18 protein-coding genes are annotated in these 26,971 nt (G+C 37.0%); 13 read left to right on the top strand and 5 right to left on the bottom strand.

Annotated features, from left to right (window positions below; translation table 11 throughout):
• Positions 1-15: 15 nt before the first annotated feature.
• Both nadD and dnaN read right to left on the bottom strand, forming a co-directional pair.
• The gene (nadD, locus tag LVD51_RS00465) at positions 16-588 is read right to left on the bottom strand and encodes a nicotinate (nicotinamide) nucleotide adenylyltransferase (protein ID WP_236969197.1); all 573 of its coding nucleotides are present in this window, start codon (positions 586-588) and stop codon (positions 16-18) included.
• A gap of 3 nt (positions 589-591) precedes the next feature.
• A complete protein-coding gene (gene dnaN / locus LVD51_RS00460) occupies positions 592-1,707 on the bottom strand; it encodes a DNA polymerase III subunit beta (RefSeq protein ID WP_236969196.1) in 1,116 nt (371 codons plus the stop codon).
• 222 nt (positions 1,708-1,929) lie between these two features.
• On the opposite strand from dnaN, the gene LVD51_RS00455 reads away from it, so the two are divergent.
• The 11 genes from LVD51_RS00455 (at position 1,930) to LVD51_RS00405 (ending at position 18,780) form a co-directional block, all read left to right on the top strand.
• Positions 1,930-3,210 carry a M16 family metallopeptidase gene (locus tag LVD51_RS00455; protein ID WP_236969195.1) on the top strand — a complete coding sequence of 427 codons (1,281 nt, stop codon included), beginning with the start codon at positions 1,930-1,932 and terminating at the stop codon, positions 3,208-3,210.
• An 89-nt stretch (positions 3,211-3,299) separates the two neighbouring features.
• Positions 3,300-4,331 carry a rod shape-determining protein gene (locus LVD51_RS00450; RefSeq protein WP_236969194.1) on the top strand — a complete coding sequence of 344 codons (1,032 nt, stop codon included), beginning with the start codon at positions 3,300-3,302 and terminating at the stop codon, positions 4,329-4,331.
• 15 nt (positions 4,332-4,346) lie between these two features.
• On the top strand, positions 4,347-5,189 hold the full coding sequence (gene mreC, locus LVD51_RS00445; protein ID WP_236969193.1) for a rod shape-determining protein MreC: 843 nt from the start codon (positions 4,347-4,349) through the stop codon (positions 5,187-5,189).
• A gap of 521 nt (positions 5,190-5,710) precedes the next feature.
• Positions 5,711-7,564, top strand: coding sequence for a penicillin-binding protein 2 (gene mrdA / locus LVD51_RS00440; RefSeq protein WP_236969192.1), 1,854 nt, complete (start codon positions 5,711-5,713; stop codon positions 7,562-7,564).
• Positions 7,561-8,052, top strand: a complete 492-nt coding sequence (locus LVD51_RS00435) for a dihydrofolate reductase (RefSeq protein ID WP_236969191.1) — start codon at positions 7,561-7,563, stop codon at positions 8,050-8,052. Before mrdA ends, LVD51_RS00435 begins: the two co-directional genes overlap by 4 nt.
• On the top strand, positions 8,039-9,331 hold the full coding sequence (locus tag LVD51_RS00430; RefSeq protein ID WP_236969190.1) for a DUF2851 family protein: 1,293 nt from the start codon (positions 8,039-8,041) through the stop codon (positions 9,329-9,331). The genes LVD51_RS00435 and LVD51_RS00430 overlap by 14 nt, the downstream gene beginning before the upstream one ends.
• Positions 9,328-10,389, top strand: coding sequence for a tetraacyldisaccharide 4'-kinase (lpxK, locus tag LVD51_RS00425; protein WP_236969189.1), 1,062 nt, complete (start codon positions 9,328-9,330; stop codon positions 10,387-10,389). Before LVD51_RS00430 ends, lpxK begins: the two co-directional genes overlap by 4 nt.
• Positions 10,386-12,086, top strand: a complete 1,701-nt coding sequence (locus LVD51_RS00420) for a hypothetical protein (protein WP_236969188.1) — start codon at positions 10,386-10,388, stop codon at positions 12,084-12,086. The genes lpxK and LVD51_RS00420 overlap by 4 nt, the downstream gene beginning before the upstream one ends.
• Positions 12,087-15,755: a methionine synthase gene (metH, locus tag LVD51_RS00415; protein WP_236969187.1), complete on the top strand. Its 3,669-nt coding sequence runs from the start codon at positions 12,087-12,089 to the stop codon at positions 15,753-15,755.
• Between the two features lie 322 nt (positions 15,756-16,077).
• Entirely contained in the window at positions 16,078-17,163 is a 1,086-nt protein-coding gene (locus LVD51_RS00410) for a sialidase family protein (RefSeq protein WP_394803138.1), read from the top strand.
• Between the two features lie 30 nt (positions 17,164-17,193).
• Positions 17,194-18,780: a sulfatase family protein gene (locus LVD51_RS00405; RefSeq protein ID WP_236969185.1), complete on the top strand. Its 1,587-nt coding sequence runs from the start codon at positions 17,194-17,196 to the stop codon at positions 18,778-18,780.
• A 152-nt stretch (positions 18,781-18,932) separates the two neighbouring features.
• Here the strand turns inward: LVD51_RS00405 and LVD51_RS00400 are convergent, their stop codons facing one another.
• The 3 genes from LVD51_RS00400 to LVD51_RS00390 form a co-directional block, all read right to left on the bottom strand.
• Positions 18,933-20,135 carry a cytochrome-c peroxidase gene (locus LVD51_RS00400; RefSeq protein ID WP_236969184.1) on the bottom strand — a complete coding sequence of 401 codons (1,203 nt, stop codon included), beginning with the start codon at positions 20,133-20,135 and terminating at the stop codon, positions 18,933-18,935.
• 667 nt (positions 20,136-20,802) lie between these two features.
• Positions 20,803-21,264, bottom strand: coding sequence for a carboxypeptidase-like regulatory domain-containing protein (locus LVD51_RS00395; RefSeq protein ID WP_236969183.1), 462 nt, complete (start codon positions 21,262-21,264; stop codon positions 20,803-20,805).
• Between the two features lie 447 nt (positions 21,265-21,711).
• The gene (locus LVD51_RS00390; protein WP_236969182.1) at positions 21,712-22,833 is read right to left on the bottom strand and encodes an alkaline phosphatase family protein; all 1,122 of its coding nucleotides are present in this window, start codon (positions 22,831-22,833) and stop codon (positions 21,712-21,714) included.
• A gap of 641 nt (positions 22,834-23,474) precedes the next feature.
• Between LVD51_RS00390 and LVD51_RS20175 the strand changes: the two genes are divergently transcribed.
• Together LVD51_RS20175 and LVD51_RS00385 are read left to right on the top strand one after the other, a co-directional pair.
• Entirely contained in the window at positions 23,475-23,645 is a 171-nt protein-coding gene (locus LVD51_RS20175; protein WP_394803137.1) for a DDE-type integrase/transposase/recombinase, read from the top strand.
• A 684-nt stretch (positions 23,646-24,329) separates the two neighbouring features.
• The gene (locus LVD51_RS00385) at positions 24,330-26,954 is read left to right on the top strand and encodes a DNA methyltransferase (protein WP_236969181.1); all 2,625 of its coding nucleotides are present in this window, start codon (positions 24,330-24,332) and stop codon (positions 26,952-26,954) included.
• The last annotated feature ends 17 nt before the right edge of the window (positions 26,955-26,971 follow it).

The following is a 26,971-nucleotide window of genomic DNA, read 5'->3' as shown; positions in this document are numbered from 1 at the left end:
CGTCGAAGATATCATCTATCTGTAAATAGGACTGAGATCCAAAAATTTCCAAACGGGATCTGGAACCAGATATTGAATGGATTTTCCATCCCTTAATGCTTGACGAATAAAGGTTGCTGAAATCTGCATTAAAGGTGCATCTACTATTTGGATAGAGGGATGGTTGTCGTAAGCTTCTGTCACATAATTGGGTCGTTTATAGACCAATATCCTATAGTGTTCTAGAATGGCTTCATAGTTTTTCCACTTGTGAAAATGCACAAGGTTATCCCCTCCCATAATCAAGGAGAAATCATTGTTGGGATATTTTTCTTTAAGATACACTAGGGTGTCTATGGTATATGAGGGCTTGGGCAATGCAAACTCAATATTGGATGCGCGCAAGCGATCATTGCCATTGGTGGCCAACTCTACCATTTGCAATCTATCGTAATCGTTTGCCAAATTCGACGATTTCTTAAACGGATTTTGTGGAGACACCACCATCCATACCTGATCTAAATCGGTATATTCAACCATATGATTGGCAATAATCATATGCCCCACGTGTACGGGATTAAAAGAACCAAAAAAAAGACCGACCTTCATCTATTATCTATTCACCATTACCGGCATAACCAACATCAACAAATCTTCATCATCAGCTGAGGAAGAGGGCAAAATTAGAGACGCTCTATTGGGAGTTGAAAATTCCATAATCACATCGTCGGTATCCAAAACCGTCAACATTTCAACCAAAAATTTGGAATTAAAGGCTACTTCCATGGGATCGCCTGAATATTGACAAGACAGCTTCTCTTCGGCTTCATTGTGATAATCGAGATCTTGGGCCTTGATCAATATACCATCATTGTCCAAGGTAAGTACCAATTGATTGGTAGTCTTATTGGCGTATATCGATATACGTTTCAAAGACTGAATAAAACTTACCCGATCGATGGTCAGTAGATTGGGATTTTCAGTGGGTATTACCGCATTGTAATTGGGGAATTGAGCGTCTATCAATCGACATCCAATTTCGGTATCTTCCATTTCCATAAAGACGTGGGAGTTACTATAATTCAACTTAACATTGCCACTTCCTTTCAGAGCTTGTCTTACCAAGTTCAAGGATTTTTTAGGGATAATCATACTCCCTTCTTGGGATGTGTTGAAATCAAGGTAAGTGTACTTAACCAACTTATGAGCATCGGTTGCCACAAAAATAAGCTTGTCTTTTTGTATATGAAGATAGACCCCCATCATGGCTTGACGCATTTCGTCGTTGCTGGTGGCGAACAAGGTTCGGCTAATCGCACTTTCCAAAATAGGTACTGGTATTTCTACCCCTTCTGAAGTGACGGCATCGGGGATTTGTGGAAACTCCTCAAAATTATCACTGGCCAACTTATACTCTCCATTACTGGTTTTAATCACCAAGATCGACTCATTTTCTTCTTTGGCAAACTCAATGGGTTGTTCGGGCAATGCTTTAATGGTATCATTTAATATTTTACCTCTAACGGCCATGGTACCATCTTCCACACCATTCACCGTAATCACGGTTCTCAGTGTGGTTTCCAGATCCGAGGCTATCAATGTTAATTGATCGCCTTTTAGTTCCATTAAAAAATCATCTAAAATAGGCATGATGGCATTAGTAGGCAAAACCCCAGTAGCCACCTGAATTTTTTTTAATAGATCTGAAGACGAAACTGAAAATTTCATATGTAATTATTTATAAATATTTATATCGCTCAATTAAAAATAGGCCTAAAAATAAGCAAATTAATTGAACTCCACCTAGGGTTTTGCAATTAGTCTTGAATAGGGAGTTCTAAAAAATTGAAACTGAAATTACAATTTAAATTTTCTATTCATCCTAAAATTAAATGTAATACCTTGTACTCTGTTTTCTTCGATAAATACAATAAAAAATCTAGTAAAAATTTGATACACATACCTGCCATAAAAGATATCGACAAGCCTCAACCATTTGAGTATCACGGCCAAAAATTAAGAACCGGGACGGATTTTTACACCATCCCTTCGGCCCATTCCCTAGAATTGGTAAAAATAGAAGTAGTCTTAGATCGCGGTAGATTTCAAGAGGAAAAAAGGTTGAGTTCACGGTTTTGTGCACGAATGTTAAAAGAGGGCACCATACATTACAACAGCGACGCCATCAATGACAAATTTGATTTTTTCGGCGCCGACTTTCAAGTCCGCTATCATTTGGATTATGCCAGTTTCACACTAGTCAGTTTGAAAAAACATTTTCCCGAAGTTTTGCCCTTGTTTTTTGAAATTATACAATGGCCCAAGTTTGATCGCGAAGAATTGGCTCTGTTAAAGAAAAGAGCTAAATCCAAGCTCAAGTTAGCAGAGGCAGACAATGATGCCATGTCATTTCGCATACTTACGGAAAAAATCTTTGGCAGTCAACACGCCTATGGTTACAATTCCAATTATGACGATATCGACAATATTGAGATTGAAGATTTATACCGATATCACGAAAAAAACTATTGTGCACCCAATTTCAAAGTTTATTTATCCGGTAGTGTGGAAAACGATATCGTAGATATCATCACTGAATATTTATATAAAATTCCCACAGGAAGTACTAATGGAAGCAGTTTAAAATTGGTGAATCTAGAAGGAGAGACCAATCAACCAGGTGAATTTTTTATTAAGAACAATTATTCCTTCGATGCTCAGAGTTCTGTCAAGCTAGGCAAGCGAATGCTTAAGCGTGATCATCCCGATTACATAGGCATGCATTTTCTCAATACAATAATGGGTGGATTTTTCGGTTCTAGACTAATGCAAAATATTCGTGAGAAGAAAGGCTTAACTTATAATATCTATTCAGATTTGGAACCGATGAAATACGATGGGTACTTTATCATCGGTACAGATATAAAAACTGAAAATATTAAACAAGTAATAGGTTTAATTTACGATGAAATTGATATCTTACAAAACGAGTTAATCCCGGTAAAAGAAATGAACACTGTTAGCAATTATATTAAGGGCTATTTAGTGAGTGCTCTAGATGGTGTTTTTTCCAAAGCTGAAATAGTCAAGTTATTGACACTCGAGAATATGGAAGTCGAATGGATTTATGACTTTTTTGACCACATAGACAATATTAAAGCTGAAAAAGTAAGACAGTTAGCAAAAAATTATTTGAAAAAGGATCAATTATTTACTGTAGTGGTAAATTGATGCTAAATTGTGGTCGCAAATATTTGTCAAATAAATTAATGAGTTAAATTTTAGTTTAGCTTAGTGTAATTACGCATGTTTATAAAAATATGAAATTATTTAGTTTCTTTACACAAGAACTTGCAATAGATCTAGGTACGGCCAACACGTTGATTATTCAGAATGGTGAAATTGTAGTAGATGAACCATCTATAGTAGCCATCGACAGAAGGACGGGCGAGGTTATTGCAGTGGGTACCAAGGCAATGCAAATGCATGAAAAAACCCACGAGAACATTAAGACCATCCGACCCCTTAAGGACGGAGTTATTGCAGATTTTCAAGCTGCTGAGAGTTTGATCGAGGGATTGATCAATATGATCGATAGCCGGAAAAGCTTTTTCACCCATTTGAGAATGGTCATCTGTATTCCTTCAGGCATTACCGAGGTTGAAAAACGAGCCGTCTTTGACAGTGCCGATCACGTGGATTCAAAAGAGACCTATTTAATTCATGAACCCCTAGCTGCAGCCTTGGGTATTGGACTCAATGTTGAAGAACCCGAAGGGAATATGATTATCGATATCGGTGGAGGAACTACAGAAATTGCGGTAATTGCCCTATCTGGTATAGTAGCCGATCAGTCCATCCGCACTGCAGGGGATGAATTTACTTCAGATATCGTCAACTATATGAGACGTGAACACAATCTTCTTATTGGAGAGAGAACGGCTGAAATTATAAAAATAAAAGTGGGATCTGCTTTATCGGAGTTGGATAATCCACCTGATGATATCCCAGTTAATGGTCGAGATTTGATGACAGGTATCCCCAAACAAAAAATAATATCCTACCAAGAAATAGCCCAAGCTATCGACAAGTCGGTAGCCAAAATAGAAGAAGCGATATTAAAGGCATTGGAAGCCACTCCCCCGGAATTGGCTGCTGATATCTTTAGAAAAGGACTTTATTTAACCGGTGGTGGTGCAGCCTTGCGCGGTCTAGACAAAAGAATTTCTGCCAAGACCAAATTGGATGTACACGTCCCCAACGATCCTTTAAGAGCTGTAGTTATCGGTACTGGCATTGCCCTAGATAACATCGGTAAATTTACTTTTTTAATCGATCGTAAGAATGTATGAGAACGGTAATTAAACATGGGAAATTACATACGATTTATTTTACAAAATTTGCCATTTATCCTATTTGTTATTCTTGAACTGATTAGCATTAATCTGGCTGTAAACTACAACGATCGAAGAAAGAATCTTTTCCTGAGTACCTCCAACGAAATAACTGGATTCTTTCAATCCAAGCTGGGAAATGCTACTGCCTATTTAAACCTAAAAACGGAAAATACCACACTTTCCCAAGAAAATGCCGAATTAAAAAAACAGCTGATCAATTTAAAACTTTCGCCCATTGTCGAAAAGAAAATCGACTCAACTTCAATTATCGTTAGAGATACCATAGAAAGATACCAAATTATATCGGCTGAAATAATATCGAATTCTTTCTCTTCACTACACAATTATATCACCATCAATGCCGGCAAAAGACAAGGAGTCAAACCAGGTATGGGGGTTATGAGTAGCAATGGTCCAATAGGAATCGTAGTCAATGCTGCCACCAATTACTCAAAAGTTATTTCACTATACAATATAGAAACATCGATAAGTGCAAAAATAAAGCACAATAATGCCTTGGGCGTAATTAAATGGGATCCCTATGACTTGCGATTTGTAACCATGAGAGAAATCCCCCGCCACGTGGAATTGGCCAAAGGCGATACCGTAGTCACCAGTGGTTATTCTTTTTCATTTCCAAAGGATATCCCCATTGGAGTAGTTGAAGACTTTAACGTAGAAAGTGGAGAAAATGATTTTACTGTAAGAGTACGATTAATCGAAAACAATTATCAATTACAAAATTGTTTTATCGTCAAGGATACATGGGGAGAAAGTCATCAAATACTTAAAAATATGAATCCTAGCGAATGAACGTATATCGAATAAATATTATCCGATTCTTACTTCTTATATTAACTCAGATTCTAATTTTTAACTTTTTTAGTATCGAGTGGTTTACTATACCGTTTATAGAAATCTATATTTACCCCTTGGTTATTTTACTTCTGCCTCTTAAAACGCCTAGAAGTGCCCTAATAATCAGTGGATTTATTATTGGCATTATCGTCGACATATTTAACAATACACCTGGGATACATTCTGGAGCGGGAACTCTGATCGGTTATATTAGACCATTTATTATACAATTTATACAACCTAGAGGTGGGTATAAAGTAAATATTTCACCGACCATAGTCAGTATAAATTTTAAATGGTTTGCAATTTATGCAGGAATCATGACATTTTTCCACAGTTTAACCGTTTCAATTTTTGATATTTTTCAATTAAAATTTTTACACTACATCCTTTTAAGAACCTTTTTGTCCGGATTAGCGTCTTATCTTATAGTGATGGTAATAATGATTATTTTTAATCCTAAAGAATAAGGAAAAATGGCTTTGGATCAAAGTTATAGATATAAGTTAATACTTGCACTGGTATTATTTAGTTTCACCTTCCTACTGGCAAAGGTAGCCAAGATTCAATTATTGGACAAGCAGTCCCAAGACAAGGCCAATACGACTTCCCTTGTAGAAACTGTTCAAAAACCTTCGAGAGGTTTAGTTTACGACCGCAATGGAGAACTGGTGGTTTTCAACAAATTTGTCTACGATGTCAATGTGGTATACAACGACATGGATGCCAATATGGACACAACATTGCTCTGCGATTTGCTCAATATCGATCTTGAGTTTTTTGAAAAAAACATTGAAAAAAATTGGTCGGACGTCAGGTATTCAAAATTTGTGCCCTTTACCTTTATGTCCAGAATACCGGATACCATTGCCTTTAGACTAAAGGAAAATTTATATTCATTCCCCGGATTTTCTTTAACCAAAGAAGTGGTACGAGGATATAAATACCCCACTGCATCTCATGTACTTGGGTATATATCAGAGGTAGACAAAGACTTGGTAGACAATCCAGATCTCAACTACGTAGCTGGAGATTATATAGGTAAAAGCGGTGTAGAGGTGTTTTATGAAGAAGTACTCAAGGGAGAAAAAGGACATCGCTATGAATTAAAGGACAACTTGGGAAGGAGAGTAGGTGATTATTTAAATGGAACAAAAAATAAGGAAGCCATTTCAGGGTCAGATCTCAAACTGGGTCTAGATATCGAACTTCAACGCTATGCGGAAAAATTAATGGCCAATAAAAAAGGAGGGATTGTAGCTCTTGAACCCAGTTCTGGAGAAGTCTTAGTTATGTTGAGTAATCCGGGCTTCAACCTCGAAGATCTATCCATCGGTCAAAATCGCGGAGAAAAATTTAAAGAACTTTACGCCGATACCCTTAAGCCGTTTTACGATAGGTCCATTATGGCTCATTATCCGCCGGGAAGTATATTCAAACCCATACTCGGACTTATAGCCCTTCAAGAAGGAGTCATTAAAACCACCGATCGCATCGGATGTAGCGGTGGATATCATTATGGGAATAATATTTGGCGATGTCATGCCGGTGGGGGAAACAACAACCTGAATACTGCAATATCGAGATCTTGTAATACCTATTTTTTTACTGTATATAGAGATTTGATTAACAAGTACGGATTCAATAAACCGGAAAATGGATTGTTTGACCTACACCGTAGGTTGGATGAATTCGGCTTGGGCAAAAAACTAGAAATTGACCTGCCTTTAGAAAGTACTGGTTTTAACCCAACCCCTGCCTACTACGACGACTTGTATCGCAATAAGGGAGATTGGCGATTTACTTATATAATATCCAATGCCATAGGTCAAGGGGAAACCGAACTGACTACCTTGCAAATGGCTCATGCCGTATCTATAATAGCCAATAGAGGCAAATACAAGATGCCCCACGTCATTAAGACCATCGACAATTCCACAGAAAGCTTACCTAAAAAATATACTGAATTCCAGAAAGTAAGTATTGAGGAGGAGTATTTTGAGCCCATAATCGAAGGGATGAGAAGTGCTATAGTAGCGGGTACAGCAGGTGCTGCCAACATTCCCGATATAGAAATATGTGGCAAGACCGGAACCTCGGAAAACAGCGGAAAAGACCATTCCGTCTTTTTTGCATTCGCACCAAAAGACAACCCCAAAATTGCCATTGCTGTGTTTATAGAAAATGGAGGCTGGGGTGGAAGTTATGCCGCTCCCATAGCGAGTTTTATTGTAGAAAAATATATAAACGGAGAAATCAATTCAAGCAGAAAATGGCTTGAAGATCGCATGATGAAATCCGACTTAATTAATAACGTAATGTTGCCATGATAATATCCGCCATTGTAGCGATCTCTACAAACAATGTAATCGGTCACAATAACCAACTTCCTTGGTATTTACCTGCCGATTTAAAGTATTTTAAAAAAACTACTATAAATCACCCCGTAATCATGGGGAGAAAAAGTTTTGAGTCTATTGGTCGTCCCTTACCCAAACGTCAAAATATAGTCATCACCAAAAATCCATTTTACATAGCCAACGGAATTTCAGTAGCTCACTCATTGGAAGAATCCATAGATATAGCAAGAGAAAGCGACTCCGATGAAGTTTTTGTAATTGGTGGTGCAGAAATTTTTAATTTAGCGCTTCCTTTTTGCCAGCGTATATACCTAACAAGGGTACATGGCGAAATAGAGGGCAATATATATTTTCCTGAATGGGACGAAAACGAATGGCGTTTAATAGCCAACGACGCTCACCCACCAGACGAAAAAAATGAATACGGATATACATTTATGATTTATGAAAGAATATAGTCCAAGCATAAAAGAGGATTTTATCCAATACATTTGGCGTACACAAAAATTCGACAAAGACAACTTATGTACTGCGGCTGGCGAGCCCTTGGAAATATTAAAAACCGGCTTGGTTAACAAAGAGCAAGGACCTGATTTTTTTGATGCAAGAATTAGAATATCCGGTCAACTTTGGGCGGGAAAAGTAGAAATTCATACGAATTCTTCGGACTGGGCTAAACATGGCCACAGTGATAATCCCGATTATTTCAATGTTATACTTCACGTAGTTTACGAAGATGACGAACCAGTTAAAGATCAATATGGAGATCCGATCCCTACATTGGTATTGAAGGATCGCATTGATCTAAAAATATTGGAGACCTATACCTATCTCAATTCCTATGAATACGAATCCATTCCCTGTGAAAAATTGATCTCAAAAGTATCCAAACTCAATATCACGGCTTGGAAGGAACGCATGGCCGTATCGAGACTGGAACAAAAATTTGAATCCATTGAAGAAGTCTTTGTTTTTAGCAACAAAAACTATCAAGAAACCCTCTTTAAACTATTATGTAGAGCTTTTGGATTCTCCAAAAATAGTACCGCTTTTGAATGGATGGCCAATACTATTCAATTTAAGATATTATCCAAACACCTACAAGACCGGGAACAATTAGAAGCCCTACTATTTGGGCAGGCAGGCATGTTGGACGGCGAATTTGAAGACGAATACCCCAATACTTTAAAGAAAGAATACACGGTACTGGCCGAAAAGTACAATCTAACTTCCATTGACCCAGCAGTATGGAATTTTGGTCGTATTAGACCGCAAAATTTTCCAACCATTAGGATAGCTCAACTCGCAGACTTTCTGTATAAATACGGACAAAAATTCATGTATACCTTGCAGTGGAATCAGCTTTCCAATGGCATCGACTGCCAAGCAAGTGAATACTGGAACAACCATTATAGATTTGATGTAGTAACCGAATCATCAAAACCCAAAAATTTGGGTAAAACCAGCCTTCATTTAATTCTAATTAATGTATTAGCACCATTTATGTTTTTTAGCGGTCATCAAAAAAGAGATCAACAACTAAAAAATAATGCCCTTGCCATCCTTGAAAATACGACGGCAGAGAAGAATGCTATCATCAAAAAATGGGAGAAACTCAATATTAAAATTGATCATGCCCTCGATTCTCAAGCTTTGTTATATCTTCATAATGAATATTGTATGAATCGAAAATGTGCTCAGTGTAACATTGGCCAAGCTATATTATTGAAATCATGATAAATACCTGGATTGCTCGTATTATTTTATCACCATTTGCCCTGCTTTATTGGATTATCATTCAAATAAGGAATTTTTTATACGAGGTAGGTCTTTTGAAATCTATTAAATTTGACATTCCCATTGTATCGGTAGGCAATCTCAACACTGGTGGCAGTGGAAAAACACCAATGATTGAATATTTGATAAGACATTTGAATAATTATATCGATGTAGGCGTCTTGAGTAGAGGATATAAACGCAATACCAAAGGATACTTAGAAGTGCTTCCCGATAGCCCCTATAAATCCGTAGGTGATGAACCGTTATTCCTAAAAAAAAAATATCCACATATACCAGTTACTGTAGGTGAAGAAAGAGCATTGGCCATTCCACAAATGTTGCAAAATCACGAAGAGCTAAAAGCCATTCTCCTAGACGATGCCTATCAACACAGAGGGGTCAATCCATATATCAATATCTTGTTGACCGATTACAATTCAAGATTTACCAAGGATTATATTTTACCCATGGGTAGATTGCGGGAACCACGATCGAGTAAGTCTAGGGCCGATGCAATTGTCGTGACCAAATGTCCACCTGATCTCTCGCTTGCTGAGCAGGAAAAGATTAAAAATGAGATTGCTCCACTTGACCATCAAGTCCTTATGTTTTCCAGTCTGGTCTATCACACCGCATATAATATTTTCAATAATACCGAGCGCATCCTTCTCAATGATCAGGCTGTATTTTTGATGACAGGTATCGCCAATCCACAACCTATAATCGATTATTTATCAGAAAAAAATGTCACGTTCTTTCATCGCAAATTTGCCGATCATCATGCCTTTACCAAACACGATATAGCAACCGTGGTTGATTCGTATCAAAAAATGGAAGGCCAGAAAAAAATATTTTTAACTACAGAAAAAGACTTGATCAGAATAGAACCCCACTTTGATTATTTTCTTAAACATAAAATTGTCATCTTTGCACTGCCCATCGAAGTTCGCTTTCTAAATAATCCAGATGTTTTTTTGGATTGGGTGAAAGAAAAAATGACGAATTTTAAAGTATGATCATAAGAACACTTATACTATTCTGTTTATTTTCAACTGCATTGTGGTCCCAGGACAGTCCAATGAGACTGGATCGTCAACAGTATCAACAACTCGAAAGACTGTGGACCAAATACGATGGTGGGTACAAAATCTTTCCTTCAAACCGGTCGATAAGTCGCAAAAAAATATCCCAATTTATTGCCAACCTACCCATCAATGAAATGTCAGGTCACGACTTGAATATTGTCGATTACTGGGTTAAGGAGAATCCCGAATGGTTTCAAGACAGTAGTTTTTTGGCCGAAAACATGAGTTCTTTAGGAAGTAGTATTGACTACAATACATCGGATTATGGGTTTTGGCAATCTATCTATCGAATGCCTTCCAACTTTTTATTTATTAATAAAAAAGATTTTTTCCTCGCAGTTAATCCCATCATCCATTGGAAATATGGTCAGCAGTCCGATGGTTATGCCCACATATTTGAGAACAAAAAAGGTCTGGATTTAAGAGCGGGAGTCGACCGCAAAATATTCATCTATACCAAGATCGAAGATTTGCAATTTTCACGTCCTGGGTATATTGAAAACTATATCAATACTTATCGTTCCATTCCGGGATACAATTTTTACAGCAATTATAACAGTTCATTAATTCCAGAAATCAAAGGTCGTGATGTACTCAATTCGGAAGCTTATATGACCATCCCTATAGGTAAATATGTATCGACACAGTTTGGATATGGTCGTCAATTTATTGGCAGTGGAGTCCAGTCATTATTGCTGTCCGATTTTGGACCCAACTACCTCCACCTCAATTTTGACATTGAGATATGGAAATTGAAGTATCGATTTACCATAGCTGAGATGACGGCTATTAGTCCTCAACAGGATATTGGAGATCAATTGCTACCCAAAAAATTTGTGGCCACTCATATGTTACAGTTTATGTTGGGACAAAAAGCACACCTAGGATTATTTGAATCCATAGTATTCGGTCGAGATCAACAGTTGGAATGGCATTACTTGCTACCAGTGATATTGTTTAGATCAGTCGAACGATCAATTGGCAGTCCAGATAATGTTTTACTGGGATTGGACTTTAGTTGGTCGATTTTTCATCGCAGCAAACTCTATAGCCAGTTTATAATGGATGAATTTAAACTAAAAGAAATAAAGGACAACAACGGTTGGTGGGCCAATAAATTTGGAGTCCAAATAGGACTAAAGACCTTTGACATTTTCAATGTTCAAGACCTAAATTGGACGATAGAATTCAATACGGTACGGCCTTATACCTATGCACATCGAGACTCTATAACCACCTATACCCATAACAATTCACCATTGGCACATCCACTAGGAGCCAATTTTAAGGAAGTAATTACTACCCTTGATTACAATCCCTTTCGCCGATGGTATATGAGTGGGGCTGCTTACTGGATCAGACAAGGATTGAGTACTGATGATATCAATTATGGCAATGATGTCAGAACCAGCACCTCTTACAACAGAGCTTCGGATTATGGGAATAAGACTTTGCAAGGTATGGAAAGTGAAATTTTTGGCCTCCAAGGTAGGATATCCTATCAGTTATGGCATCAAGGGTACTTAGATCTCAATATTGGGATAAGATCACAGGATAAGAACAATAATCTATGGGGTAGTGTTGCGTTTAGATTAAATGCTCAAACCTCAGGAAATTCAATATTTTAAATGAAGGAAATCAAAAACATATTAGACCATCAAATTTTGGTATTAGATGGTGCCATGGGAACCATGATTCAACAGTACCGCCTTAGCGAAGAAGATTTTCGAGGCGATATTCTGAAAGATCACCATTTAGATGTCATGGGCAATAATGATTTACTCAACCTTACTCGCCCAGATATTATAGGAGCCATCCATATGGAATACCTAATGGCAGGGGCCGATATTGTAGAAACCAATACTTTCAATGCCAACTTGCTCTCTCAGGCGGATTATGACACTGTAGATCTTGTAGAGGCCATCAACCTCTCTGGTGCTCAAATGGCGAGAAAGGCCGTCGATAAATACATGGCCGAACATCCGGGTCAGAAGAAATATGTGGCCGGTGCTTTAGGTCCGACGAACAGGACGGCATCATTGTCACCAGATGTCAACAATCCCGGTTATAGAGCCGTGAAATACGATGATCTACATCAGTTGTATTACGATCAAGCCAAAGCCTTGATGGAAGGGGGATCTGATATCCTGTTATTGGAAACTATATTCGATACATTAAATGCCAAGGCTGGAATTCACGCCATCTTGGATTTGGAAGAAGAATTAGGAGAAAAAATTCCACTTATTATTAGTGGAACCATTACCGACAATAGCGGTCGTACCCTTTCAGGTCAGACCGTAGAAGCTTTTTGGATTTCCATAGCTCATGCCCAACCCTTGGCTGTAGGACTAAACTGTGCTCTTGGGGCCAAAGAAATGAGACCTCACCTCGAAAGTCTCGCCAAAATAGCGGATTGTTATATCAGTTCCTATCCCAACGCTGGATTGCCCAATGAAATGGGAGAATACGATCAAGATCCCGAAGAGATGAGAGAATACATTAGGGATTTTGCTCAAAATCATTTTGTGAATATCGTAGGGGGCTGTTGCGGAACCACACCAGATCATATCCGCGAAATAGCGACGGCGGTCAAAGATCTTCCACCGAGAAGAAGAAAAAAACCTCAAATATTAAGTCAAATTAGTGGTTTGGAACCCTTGGTCATACGGCCGGAATCAAATTTTATAAATGTTGGGGAAAGAACAAATGTTACCGGTTCCAAAAAATTTGCTCGACTTATTAAAAAAGGCTTGTATGAGGAAGCTCTAGAAGTAGCCAAACAACAAGTAGAAGGAGGTGCCCAAGTCATCGATGTCAATATGGATGAGGGATTATTGGATTCTGAAAAGGAAATGGAGGTCTTCCTTCATATGATGATGTCTGAACCAGATATCGCTCGATTACCCATAATGATCGATTCTTCTAAATTCTCTGTAATCGAGAAAGGATTAAAATGCGTTCAAGGAAAATGCATTGTCAATTCTATTTCTTTAAAAGAGGGTAAAGCGGCCTTTGTTGAACAAGCTAAAAAGGTAAAAAAATACGGTGCAGCTGCCGTAGTCATGGCCTTCGACGAAGATGGTCAAGCCGAAACTACAGAACGCAGAATAGAAATCTGTAGTCGCGCCTATCAAATACTTACCGAAGAAGTAGGTTTTCTACCTCAAGATATCATCTTCGACCCCAATATATTTGCCATTGCCACCGGGATCGAAGAACACAACAACTACGCCGTAAGTTTTATAGAGTCCGTAAAAGCTATTAAAGAAAAATTCCCATTGACCAAAATTAGCGGTGGAGTAAGTAATATTTCATTTTCTTTTAGAGGGAATAATACGATAAGAGAAGCTATGCACTCTGCCTTTCTCTATCATGCCGTCAAGGCTGGCATGGATATGGGCATAGTCAATGCCGGTATGATGGAAGTCTATGCCGATATTCCGGAGAAATTGTTGGTTCTCATAGAAAATGTATTGTTCAACAAAAATAGCAATGCGACGGAAGATCTAGTCACCTTTGCAGATACGGTAAAAAACAAAGGAAAAGTACAGGAAAGAGATCTCAGTTGGAGAGAAACTTCTGTTGAAAAAAGATTGGAATATTCATTGGTCAAAGGCATCACTGAGTTTATAGTTGCCGATGCCGATGAGGCCAGAATAAAATACAACTCGCCACTACAGGTTATCGAAGTAGCATTGATGAATGGGATGAATGTAGTCGGAGACTTATTTGGTGCTGGTAAAATGTTTTTGCCTCAGGTGGTCAAAAGTGCCCGTGTGATGAAAATGGCCGTCAATCATTTGACTCCATTTATTGAAGCGGAAAAATCTGGGGTAGTGCGAGCTAAGGGTAAAATCCTATTGGCTACAGTGAAGGGAGATGTCCACGATATAGGTAAAAATATTGTTGGGGTGGTGTTGGCTTGTAATAATTATGAAATCCTCGACTTAGGGGTCATGGTTCCTGCAGCCAAAATCCTTGAAACAGCTATTGCGGAAAAAGTTGATGTGATCGGACTTAGCGGGTTAATTACACCGTCATTAGATGAAATGGTCCATGTGGCCAAAGAGATGAAACGTCAAAATTTCTCTTTGCCTCTACTTATCGGTGGTGCCACCACTTCTAAAATACATACTGCAGTGAAAATAGCCCCACAATATGACGCCCCAGTGGTTCACGTATTGGATGCTTCTAAAAGTGTATCAACGGTATCTTCTCTCATAGGAAATACTGAGGAGAGCAGGGCTAAATTTCACCAAGATTTGCTTGAAGAGTATGAAGCGGTTCGCCTTCGTCGACAAAATGCCGGTAAAAAGAAAACCATTCCCATTATTCAAGCACACGCCAATAAACCAAAGATCGACTGGGAAACTTTTACTCCCTATGTACCTAAACAACTGGGAATCCAGGTTTTTAAAGATATTGACCTCAACGATATCAGACCCTTTATTGACTGGACACCCTACTTCCAAAGTTGGCAATTAAAAGGAAAATATCCAGAAATATTCAATGACCCAGTGGTAGGTCAAGAAGCCAAAAAAGTGTTTGATGATGCCCAAGAGATTTTAACCCAAATGATCGATCAATCTTGGGTCAAAGCCAATGCTGTCATAGGTATCTTCCCAGCACAGAGCAATGAAGATGAGGTTTGGATTTATGATGAAAATGACCCATCGGTAGTCAAAGAAAAATTGATCTTTTTACGTCAGCAATTAAAGAAAGCCAAAAATCTACCCAATAGAAGTTTAGCGGACTTTATTGCCCCAAAAGAAAGTGGCAAAATGGATTACATCGGTGGATTTGCTGTGACTGCAGGTATCGATATTGAAAAACAATTGCGGAAGTACAAAGAGGTCGACGATGACTACAGTAGTATAATATTCAAGGCCTTAGCAGATAGATTGGCCGAAGGTTTGGCCGAAATGATGCATCACAAAGTGAGAACAGAAATATGGGGATATAGCCAAGAACAGTTGTCCAATGAAGATTTAATTCAAGAGAAATATCAAGGAATTCGACCAGCACCTGGTTACCCAGCTTGTCCCGACCATACAGAGAAAACAAAATTATTTGACCTTTTAAATGTGGAGGAAAATACTGGGATTAAATTAACTGAATCTTTTGCTATGTATCCAGCTGCAGCGGTATCGGGTTGGTATTTTTCTCATCCAGAATCTACCTATTTTGGCTTGGGGAAAATAGAAAAAGATCAAGTAGTTCCCTATGCCCAACGAAAAGGATTTTCCTTAGAGGAAATGGAAAGATGGTTGAGCCCTGTTTTAGCCTATGATATTTAATTCATACCTAAACTAAAATTTCCTGGTATTTAGAAACCAGAAGTCATATTTAAGAATTTCTATCTAATGCCCATTCATTATAAAAACGTGAAAGGGCATTATTTTTTGGATTTATACCAAAGGTAATTCATATTATATGTTAAAATTTTTAAGGTCAATAAACGATATGTAGGTCTTCATTTTAATTTTCGTATTACTATATTGTGCGATATATATATGCCCAACAATGAATATCAAAGAAGGACATTGTAGACTAGGGCAAATTGTTAAAATAATATCATCAATGAATACAAAAATTTTAGTTTTTTTCGCTTGCTTTTACATGGTTACCAGTTGCAGCAGTCTCAAAACAACGAGTACCGATCCAGCTTTATTACCCCCATTGTCTCATCCTGGTGAAGGAGGTTATGTCAAAGGGGAATTGATCTATTCTTTAGACAACCGCCCCACACCACAAGTACATGCTTCAACCATTGTAGAGACACCGTCCGGCATGGTCAGCGCATTCTTTAGTGGTAGTCATGAAAAAAATCCCGATGTGGGAATCAGAGTTTCCCGATTGGAAAATGGGAAATGGACCTGGCCAGTTGAAGTCGCCAATGGTGTTGAAAGCAAAGACAAAAGATATCCTTGTTGGAATCCCGTGCTATTTTTACCCGAAAATGGGCCTTTAATGTTGTTCTACAAAGTAGGGCCTAGTCCAAAAACTTGGTGGGGTATGGTTATCACCTCCAACGACGATGGTAAAACCTGGTCAGAACCGGTAAAAATGGGTGAAGATCCCAAAATAGGCCATCTCTTAGGCCCGATTAAAAACAAACCCATTCAATTGGCCGATGGCAGTATTATCAGTCCTACCAGTATAGAATACGATGGCGATGACAATGAGTTATACTGGCAGGTTTACTTTGAAATAAGTCGTGATATGGGCAAAACTTGGGAAGTGGTAGGTCCTATAAACGACGGCGTAGAATTTGACGCTATTCAACCGAGTATCCTCACTTACCAAGATGGAAGCATGCAGGTCATCTGTAGAAGTAGACAAGATGTACTTACACAATCTTGGTCCAAAGATGGAGGTATGACATGGAGTAAGATGGAAGCAGTTTCTCTTCCCAATCCCAATTCTGGTACCGATGCGGTAACATTAGCTGACGGAAGACAATTGCTAATCTACAATCACAGTACCAAAAAAGGAGCAGAACCCAAGGGAAGAAATATTCTAAATCTTGCTATTTCTAAAAATGGTAAAAAATGGAAACCAGTCATGACCTTGGAAAATGTTCCCATCGATGACGGCTATGCTTATCCAGCCATTATTCAATCAAAAGATGGTTTGGTTCACATTACCTATACCTATAATCGAAGATCAGTGAAATATGTAGTCATTGATCCCGATAAATTATAATTTTACATATAATTAAAAAATAATAGCAAAATGATGAATTCATCGGTCAGAATTAAGTGGTATGCTCTAGGCTTATTTTTCATCCTAAGTGGAAAAACTAATCATGCTCAAAGTACATCATCTAATCTGCCCAATGTAATCATCATCTTAGCAGATGATATGGGGTATGGCGACGTATCTGGACTTAATCCCAGAGCCAAAACCTATACCCCAAACATCGATCTATTGATCCGACGAGGATTGACCTTTAGTACTGCTCATGCCAGTGCTTCAGTATGCACCCCTTCTCGATATGGGTTATTGACTGGTCGATATGGCTTCCGGTCAGATAAAGCGGCCAAAGGAATTAGTGGATTTCACGGTCCAGTAATCGAAAATTCAAGATCTACATTGGCCAATGTCTTTAGTAAAGCTGGTTATCAAACTGCCTGTATAGGAAAATGGCATTTGGGATTGGAATGGTCTACACTAGATGGCAATTCCATGGCTAGTTACGATAACAATACAGGCACCTCAAATATAGATTTTACAAAACCTGTGAAAAATGGTCCCAATCATCATGGATTCGATTATTCCTTTATTCACCCAGCCTCCTTGGATATGCCTCCCTATGTATTTTTGAGAAATGGCATGGCAACAGACCATAAGATATGGCTTACCAACCAAGTCTATCCATCTAGCCAAGAGGACACTGAAGTTTCTTGGGACAAAAAACATACCCAAGAAGGCGATGTTTATTGGAACAAGGGTGTATGGTGGCGTAAAGGTGAAATAGCAGCCTCATTTAAAGTTGAAAATTGCTTGTCGGAAATTAAGGAAGAAGGAATAAATTTTATAAAAAAACAAAACTTCATAAATCAAACGAAATCCGAAGACTCTCAACAGCCCTTTTTTCTATACCTGCCACTCACTGGCCCACATACCCCATGGTTGCCAGAAGATAAATACAAAGGCAAATCCGCTCTGGGAGACTATGGAGATTTTGTATTAAATATCGATGGAATAGTTGGAGAAATATATCAAACCTTAGTAGACTTAGATATCGATGAAGAAACTATAATCATTTTTACCAGTGACAATGGCGCTTATTGGCCTGAAGAAGAAATCATCGCCCAATCTCACGACTCCAATTGGGGCAGTAGAGGGCAGAAAGGCGATATTTGGGATGGTGGACATCGCATTCCATTAGTCATGCACTGGCCAAATCACATTGCCGAGGGTCAAACCTATGATGGACTGATCAGTTTAACCGACTTTTACGCTACTTTTAAAGAACTCACCAATCAAGCAATGGAAGTCAATGAAGGTGAAGACAGCTTTAGCTTCCTTTCTGTTCTATTCAATGGCCTCCCATCCAACCGCAGTTCTATGATTCACCATTCGTCCAAAGCCATGTTTGCCATTCGCGACCGCGGCTGGAAACTAATCGATGGACAGGGTTCAGGTGGTTTTACAGAGTCCTCATCTGAAGTGGGTGGAACTTCAGCACCGGGACAACTATATTGGATAGAATCGGATAATATAGAATCCAATAACTACTATCTTGAAAAACCGACTAGAGTGGCCGAATTAAAAACCAAACTTACCCAACAAATTGAAAGCGGTAGAAGTAATTAATTCTATATTCAATAATAACTATAATTGAATGGTTCTCGATGTGACAGAGAGGACGAAAAAGAATTGCATATTTCAAACCTATGCCTGAGATAGAATCTATCCAGTTTTTCCAGTGAATTGTCTCGTTGAAATTTAAAATTTACAGGAATTACCTATTGAATCAATCCACCAACCGGCAGGCCACTTGGAACTTCTTTGGGTATAGTTTTATCAAATGTCGTATCATTTAAAGTATTGAGAAAAGAAATAATTCTAGACATATCCTTAACTCTGATAGTACCGGACACTGCCAGACTATCGATACTACCTTGCGCCACATGATGATTTATACTTTTTTTAAAGGTAATATCCTCATAAAATTCCATGACTTCTTGCAATGTTTTTATACTTCCATTATGCATATACGGAGCCGTATACCTAAGATTGCGAAGAGTGGGCGTACGAAAAGCAAATTGCGACATCCATCCTGAATCCACTGTGTTCAGCTTACTATTCTCTGCTACTCCAAGGACATGAGGTTTAAAGTCAGACAGCATGGGGCCATGATGACAGTCAATACAGCCCACTTTGGTAAACAACTCTAAACCCTCCTTTTCTGACAAAGATATGGCCTCCTCATCCCCTCGCATATATTGATCAAATCTAGAATGATTAGTGACTAGACTGCGCTCAAATACAGCAATGGACTTTGTCACATTCTCCATTGTAATTCCCGTTTTGTCCTCAGGGAATGCCACCATAAATAAAGAATCATATTTAGGGATGGATTTCAATCTTTTCACAATTTCTACCATCAATTCACTCTTAGTAAAATTCTGTCCTCTCATTTCTTCCATAGCCATCATTGGCTCTAAGACCTGTGCCTCCAACCCCTCTGTCCTCATATCCCAAAACATAGGAGCAGAAGATGGTTGATATTTCACTCCTATTTCAATTCCGTTAAAAGCAGTATTGAGTATGGTTGGTGCATTTCGCTTAACCAGAGGAATGGTATTGGGCTGTCTAAATCTTCTACTATGACCCAATCCTCTACCATTGACCCCAATTGACAGATCCAAAAATTCCGCATATCCCGTACTGGGATGATGACAGGTAGCACAGGCTACGTCTTTGTTTCCCGATAGAATAGGATCATAAAAAAGTAATTTTCCGAGTTTCAATTTTTCCGGTGTAAATGGATTGTCCTCAGGATGGACTACTTTATTGGGCAAGGCCATCAACTTGGGTTTGGACAATGTTGACTTATTAACAATTTCGCGTTCAGAATGTGGAGAAGACTCACCATTACAAGAAGAAACAGCGAAAATTATTGCTGATACAAAAAGGTATAATATATAGTGAATCCCGTATCTCATAAATAAAAATAAAAAAAGACTAGCTTATTTCACTACATAATATAGCAGTAAATTATTGCAAACTTCATTGTTTTCCCCATTAGAACTTTGAGTAAAATCTTTTGGAACACATTTTAAAATTCCGAAAAGAAAAAGTGTATAGCCAGATATACTTCTATATAAGTTTTTTACTACACTGAATGTATAATTTAGTTATACCATATGCTTTTGGAATAATACAATCCCTACATCAGTCCCAATTTCTTATAGAGTGTATGGATGTTTACTTACCAATTGAATTCCTCCGACCCTTTAGGACTTATTCTCAGGAAGGCATTGAATTCATTGGGTTTCACCCTATTCCATTAGACTAGGTCCTTTCAGGACTTTCCTCTTCTGATACGACTTACTTTTTATAATGACTGAAAAGATTTTGAATAACCGAATGAAATTGCCCTTTGGGCAGCCTTCTTATTTAATTGTTCTGAATTCCACCAACTTGATCCAAAAACCCTCATCCGTCTATGCAGGAATTCTCAAATTAACTATGCATCATTGCGACCATAAACAAGTATCACAACATTAGTTGAAAGAGATATAGATGAATCCTAAGAAGACAGAATTACAATCTGAGATAAAATTCACCTTTATTTAATCTTCATTGATTTATATATGATGTAATGGAAAATTACTTTTTCTTGGATCCATACCCTATTACCACAACTTCTTCCTTGGAATTACTTTCCTCTTGAAGCGTGACTTTAATTTGGGTTTTGTCTGATATCGTAGTTTCTACGGTTTTGTAACCGGCATAAGAGATTTCTAATACATCACCCACCTTCAATTCCAATGTAAAATCACCAGTATAGTCGGTAGCAGCACCTATGTTTTTTCCTTTTACTATTACATTTACACCAGTTAAAGGCTCTCCTTTTTCATTTAACACCTTTCCTGAAATTTCAATACCAGGTGTTACTTCTTCCAAACCAAAGGACGAACCGCCATCGCTAGCATAAACTATACCGTTGAGTGAAGAAAGGGCAAAAATGCAGAGCAAAGTGAATATTGCTTTAGAAAAATTATATTTGGCAGAATTAATTAATTGAGTGAATTTTTGAATATTGCTAGAATTTAGTCTTCCTATTACCATCTTAATATCTTATTGAGTTCATATAATTGGACAAACAGTCTATGTTTATGCCTGCAATATTATTATTATTTCTATTTTATACAAAATATTAACTAATTAGTTTCAGGCTAAGATTTTTAGCCAATTTATATTTCAAATGCCTATATTTATTTTCAATTATTCACACTAATGTTTGTTAACATTTGTTGATATTAATTATCATTTCTATAACATATTGTGAACGATTCTCTTGAGATAAGGCTATTTAGCATTAGCTAGATATTCAAAATTGAATTTCACATAAGAGAAAATGTGAAAAATATTAAGTGGAGATAGATTGAATTATATTTTATTGGATAGCGGGGTATCGTCCGTCCCTGCACAATGATACAGACTCTTTATATCCAAACAATTTAGGATAAGTACCGCTACGCTTAAAACAATAGCCAATGGAAGAATTGAATAAAATTAAGGCTGAAGAAACATAAGTAAATCTTTTCCAGCTCTTTCTTCGGGATAATCAAATCCCAATATTTTGGCTATAGTTGCGGCTATTTGATTACTATACAATTGTTGAATAGTGTTTATTTCTCCTTTCGAAGCTATTTTTGGTCCTATGGCAGCAATCCAAACTTCATCCGATCGTGGTATGTTAGATTTGCCGTGATGCCTCCATTGATCAATAGGTTGTACGCCGCGTCCGTGATCGGTAGTGATCAATAGAGTAGTCTGATCCTTGTAGAATGGATCCGATTGCAATGTTTTCCAAAGCTGAGATAAAAGATCATCGGTACGTCGAGCAGCCTTAAGGTATTCATCGTATTTACCTTCGTGTGCAAAGTCATCCGTTTCTCCATAGGCAATATATAGCAATTTGGAACGGTGATTGACCAAATGAGACATTGCCAATTGATGGGTAAAACCATCCAATCGCACCGACTCCCATAATTTTGGGGTTTGATGTTGCAGTTGATTGATAAGTTTTTCCTCTTCAGTATAGGGATCTACCACATCTTCGTATCCTGCATTTACAGGAATTCCGCTTCTCATTTCATTAATTATATAAGGAAAAACATCCCAACTTGCAAATGCGGCTACTTTACCTTGAAATCCCGCTTGGTTATGTACATATTCAAGGACAGTAGTGTTTTCATTATTGATTTTATCGTTGCTGTTGATGCGATTATCATCGGCAAATCCACAAAGGATTTCACTGTAGCCCGGATAGGAAAACCACTGATTATTGGTCAAATTCACATGATTACCAAAGACGCGATTGCCATATAACTGTCCTTCCAACCCTATGGTTTTCCACATAAAAGGCATAAGAACCTGTCTTCTCGATTGAGGATTGTCCCTCCAAAACAAAGCCTTTAATTTGGCAGTATCACTCACATATTCGGTATGATTGATAAGGCTTGGGTCAGCTCCAGAAAACAATTCTTGCCATCGCAATCCATCCAATGTTACCAAAACCACCTTCGGATCAATAGAATCTTCGACAGATACTTCTTCTTTCGATGTACAGGCTTGGATGAGTACCAAACATAATATAGTAGCTATATATCGGAGATTACAATTACTTTTCATTGTCCTGGCAATTTGATGTAACTAAATATACCATTTTTTTACATGGCTGGGAAGCTATTTATGCTGTATTTATAAAGCCTGTTATAAGAATTGAAACTCACAAAAATCAAAATAACTAGAAAATGAAAAAATAAACCATTGATAAGAAACTAAGATTTCCCAATTTTATTTCAAATCAAAATACAACATTATAACTATCTATATATCATATTATTAGACCTGAGTCTGAATATAGCAATATAAATTTGTAACCTAAATCCTCTTAATCTGTAAACAATAACTCTGTCATTAAATGAAACGCTGTCAGTAAATAAGTTCTTGGAAACGAGAATTTGTATCAAATAAGAAGGGGTATTTGAGTCAAAAAATAGTAAACAAAAAGCATATCGCATGTCTATAATACAATGTAATGACTCAAATCACCACAGCCAGGACCACATACATCAAAACGGTGTAAAAGTCATAAGATATACCCTTATACGAATTACATTTATAATTAACGGTAATCTTTCGATTTATTAGAAGTTTTACTTCGTTTAAAATACTCGCCGTAGCTACGGCTATGCCTGTGTTTTTAGCCTCGTCAAACTTCAAATACTCTCGAAATCTTTTCCGTCATTATAAAATGTAATTCGTATTACTTGTTTCGATCCCTAAAAATAGACCGGATTAACCAAGGATGGGAGACAGACACCACTTATATACCTATGGCTAAAGGCTTTATGTATTTAACAACTGTTATTGATGTACGTTCTAGATATGTTGTAAACTGTTCATTATCAAACACTCTGGATAAAGAATGGGCAACATAAACCATTCAAGAATCAATAGAAAAACATGGTTGTCTAGGAATAATAAATACAAATCAAGGAATACCTCTGAATTATTCAGGTCAACAGTATTGTCTAATGGAAAAAATTGTCAAAGAATAAAAGAGTAAGAGCAACAGATAATGCATTTATAGTACGATTACGGAGAACGGTAAAATATGAAAAAGTCTATTTAAATCCATCATCAAATAGAAGAAAATTATACCATAAGTTAGACGAAAATTTTAAGTATTACAATGGAAATAGGTGACATTAAATGGTAGGGGATAAAAGACCGATAGTTCTTTTCTTAAAGAAACTTAAAGTAGCTGCTTAGCCATTTAGTTTACAACATTACAACAGCCTTAAAAAAATCTTGTGAGGGATATTTTGGTCATTGAAATGTGGAAAACTAATGCTATATTTTTATATTAGAATCTTAAATTTACTGTCTATGTCTTGGGGGAAGGAAGATATAACCAAAATTAAGGGAACGTTTAAGAAAGTTAATAAAAATGGTTTTAGACAGGAAAGGAATTAAACTGTTTTGGTTAGTTGAACAATTGGAAATGAGTTATAATATCTACCCTCATTTGCGCAAAATAAATAACTTATACAAGATTGCGGAAATTCTTAATGTGAGCGATAAGGAACTTCTAGTCTCTACAAACCTGAACAAGAAAACAAATGAAATCAAGCGAAATACAACAAAACGTTCAAAATGTAATCGACAACTTCTCGAAGGAGGATTTTGTATTTGATTTACTTATTGCCTACGGCATATCAAAAACCTCGGTTACTCGACTGAGAAAAGGCGATTACAACCTGTCAAAAGTTGATGGCGAAATTCTGTACAAAAAGAAAATCTACTTTAAAGTAGAAGCCACAGGACAACTACTCAATTGCATTGACGAAATTTCAAAAGAAGAACGCATCTTAAAACACAAACCAAGATTTGCGATTCTGACTGACCATAAACAACTTGTTGCAAAGGATTTGCGATTAGGCAAAAACTTAGACATTGAAATCAAAGAATTGCCCAATTATTTTGACTTCTTTTTACCATTAGCAGGTAGCGAGATTTATAATTCTGCAAATAACGATGAAGCAGACAGAAATGCATCATATAAAATGGCAGATTTATATGACTTGCTTGTCGAGAAAAACCCTGAAATCTATAACTCAAAAGAAAGTATTCATCATCTGAATATATTCTTATCGCGTTTGTTGTTTTGCTTCTTTGCAGAAGATACCGAAATATTTAGCGAAAACAGTATTTTCACCAACACGCTTGCTCAACACACAGCAGAAAATGGAAGCGATACACATTCTTTTTTAGATGATTTGTTCGACCGTTTGGACAGTGAAAGCGGAAAAGAATATCCATACTTTTTAGCCAAATTCCCTTATGTAAATGGTGGTTTGTTTGGACAAAAAATTAGTTCTCCACGATTTAGTGCAAAAGCACGAAAAACGCTTATTGACTTAGGCGAATTGCAATGGAAGGATATCAACCCTGATATTTTTGGCTCAATGATTCAAGCGGTGGTTGATAAAGATTACCGGAGTGATTTAGGAATGCACTACACTTCGGTAGAAAATATTCTGAAACTGATTAAACCATTGTTTTTAGATGAGTTGTATGAAGAATTTGAAAAAGCATCAACGGTAAAACAGCTTTATACACTCATTCAAAGAATCTCAAAAATCAAATTCTTTGACCCAGCGTGTGGTAGTGGAAATTTCTTGATTATTACCTACAAGGAAATCCGTTTGTTGGAAATTAAGATTCTACAAAAATTAACCGATTTAGAAACGCAACCTACATTTAAATGGACTTCTGTACAACTTTCTCAATTTTACGGTATTGAAATAGACGATTTTGCCCACGAAATAGCAATCCTTTCGCTTTGGCTGGCGGAACACCAAATGAACCAAGTATTTGAAAGCGATCTGGCCGGTTTAGGGCAATCTAAACCCATTTTACCATTGAAGGAAGCAGGACAAATAACACACGCTAATGCTATACGTATAGATTGGAAAACCGTTTGCCCGATTACTATAGAGGATGAGGTATACATCATTGGAAATCCACCTTTTTGGGGAGCTTCAAAACTAAGTGATATTCAAAAAAAAGATATAAAAATCTCAGGTTTAATACCTGGAAAAGTAGACTATGTTTCTGCTTGGTTTGCTAAAGCTGTGGAGTATATTAAAAATTATAACGCTAAAGTCGCTTTGGTTTCAACAAACTCAATATGTCAAGGAGAACAGGTTACTTTAATTTGGGAGAAGCTACTATCTAAAAGGATAGAAATAGATTTTGCATATCCATCATTTACTTGGAAAAATAATGCTAAAGGTAATGCGGGAGTTATTGTTGTAATAATAGGTTTAAGAAATGTATCTAATAAATCAAAGTATCTTTTTATAGATAATTTTCAACAAGAAGTTAAAAACATAAATGCATATTTAAGAGATGAAGCCAATACCATTGTAAAAAAATTAAGTAATTCAAATAAATTACTCAAATACCCTAGTCCGACAAGAGTTAGTTTTATTTCTAAAAGTGATGCACTTTTCTTTGATGAGACTCAAAAGAATAAAATAATAAATGACTTTAATAAAAAATTCATACGAGAGTTAATAGGTTCATATGAAATGTTACAAGGCAAAAAAAAGTATTGTCTTTATATTGAAGATTTCGAATTATTAGAAGCTAAACAAGATGATTTTATTAATGGTTGTTTATTAAAAGTAGAAAAAGACAGAAATTCGAAAAAAGATATTCATAGATTTTGTAAGAAAAAAATCAGTAATCAAATTGAGTATTTAGTAATACCTAGAATATCATCGAAAACAAGAAATTATGTCCCTGTTATAATACTAAAAGGGAGATATGCTTTCAATGACCAAGTAGTTATAATTGAAAATCCAGAACCTATCATTTTTGCAATTGTTTCATCCCGTATGCATATGACTTGGGTAAGGGCAGTAGGAGGCAAAATGAAAAATGATTATCGCTATTCATCAACTATATGCTACAACACTTTCCCATTTCCAGAAATCAGCAACAAACAGAAGCTAAATCTAAACGAATACGTTTTTGCCATATTAGATGAAAGAGCCAAACATCCCAGTAAAACTATGGCACAATTATACAATCCAGATACCATGCCCCAAGGTTTGTTGCAAGCCCATCAAGAATTAGACACAGCCATAGAGCAATGTTATCGTTTAAAACCTTTTAGAAACGATACCGAGCGGTTGGAGTATTTGTTCAAACAATATGAAAGAATGGTTAATGATTAATGAGAAAGTGGCGTTGT

This window comes from Membranihabitans marinus, from assembly GCF_021729155.1.
GTDB classification, from domain to species: Bacteria; Bacteroidota; Bacteroidia; order Chitinophagales; family Saprospiraceae; genus Membranihabitans; species Membranihabitans marinus.
This window is presented reverse-complemented; position numbering and strand designations above follow the sequence as displayed.

Coding starts and splice junctions, on each gene's coding strand:
- LVD51_RS00420 (WP_236969188.1), top strand. CDS start 10,386: ATGATCATAAGAACACTTATACTATTCTGTTTATTTTCAACTGCATTG.
- mrdA (WP_236969192.1), top strand. CDS start 5,711: ATGGCTTTGGATCAAAGTTATAGATATAAGTTAATACTTGCACTGGTA.
- LVD51_RS00430 (WP_236969190.1), top strand. CDS start 8,039: ATGAAAGAATATAGTCCAAGCATAAAAGAGGATTTTATCCAATACATT.
- LVD51_RS00450 (WP_236969194.1), top strand. CDS start 3,300: ATGAAATTATTTAGTTTCTTTACACAAGAACTTGCAATAGATCTAGGT.
- LVD51_RS00435 (WP_236969191.1), top strand. CDS start 7,561: ATGATAATATCCGCCATTGTAGCGATCTCTACAAACAATGTAATCGGT.
- LVD51_RS00400 (WP_236969184.1), bottom strand. CDS start 20,135: ATGAGATACGGGATTCACTATATATTATACCTTTTTGTATCAGCAATA.
- lpxK (WP_236969189.1), top strand. CDS start 9,328: ATGATAAATACCTGGATTGCTCGTATTATTTTATCACCATTTGCCCTG.
- LVD51_RS00410 (WP_394803138.1), top strand. CDS start 16,078: ATGGTTACCAGTTGCAGCAGTCTCAAAACAACGAGTACCGATCCAGCT.
- LVD51_RS00390 (WP_236969182.1), bottom strand. CDS start 22,833: ATGAAAAGTAATTGTAATCTCCGATATATAGCTACTATATTATGTTTG.
- nadD (WP_236969197.1), bottom strand. CDS start 588: ATGAAGGTCGGTCTTTTTTTTGGTTCTTTTAATCCCGTACACGTGGGG.
- LVD51_RS00385 (WP_236969181.1), top strand. CDS start 24,330: ATGAAATCAAGCGAAATACAACAAAACGTTCAAAATGTAATCGACAAC.
- dnaN (WP_236969196.1), bottom strand. CDS start 1,707: ATGAAATTTTCAGTTTCGTCTTCAGATCTATTAAAAAAAATTCAGGTG.
- LVD51_RS00395 (WP_236969183.1), bottom strand. CDS start 21,264: ATGGTAATAGGAAGACTAAATTCTAGCAATATTCAAAAATTCACTCAA.
- LVD51_RS00405 (WP_236969185.1), top strand. CDS start 17,194: ATGATGAATTCATCGGTCAGAATTAAGTGGTATGCTCTAGGCTTATTT.
- metH (WP_236969187.1), top strand. CDS start 12,087: ATGAAGGAAATCAAAAACATATTAGACCATCAAATTTTGGTATTAGAT.
- mreC (WP_236969193.1), top strand. CDS start 4,347: ATGGGAAATTACATACGATTTATTTTACAAAATTTGCCATTTATCCTA.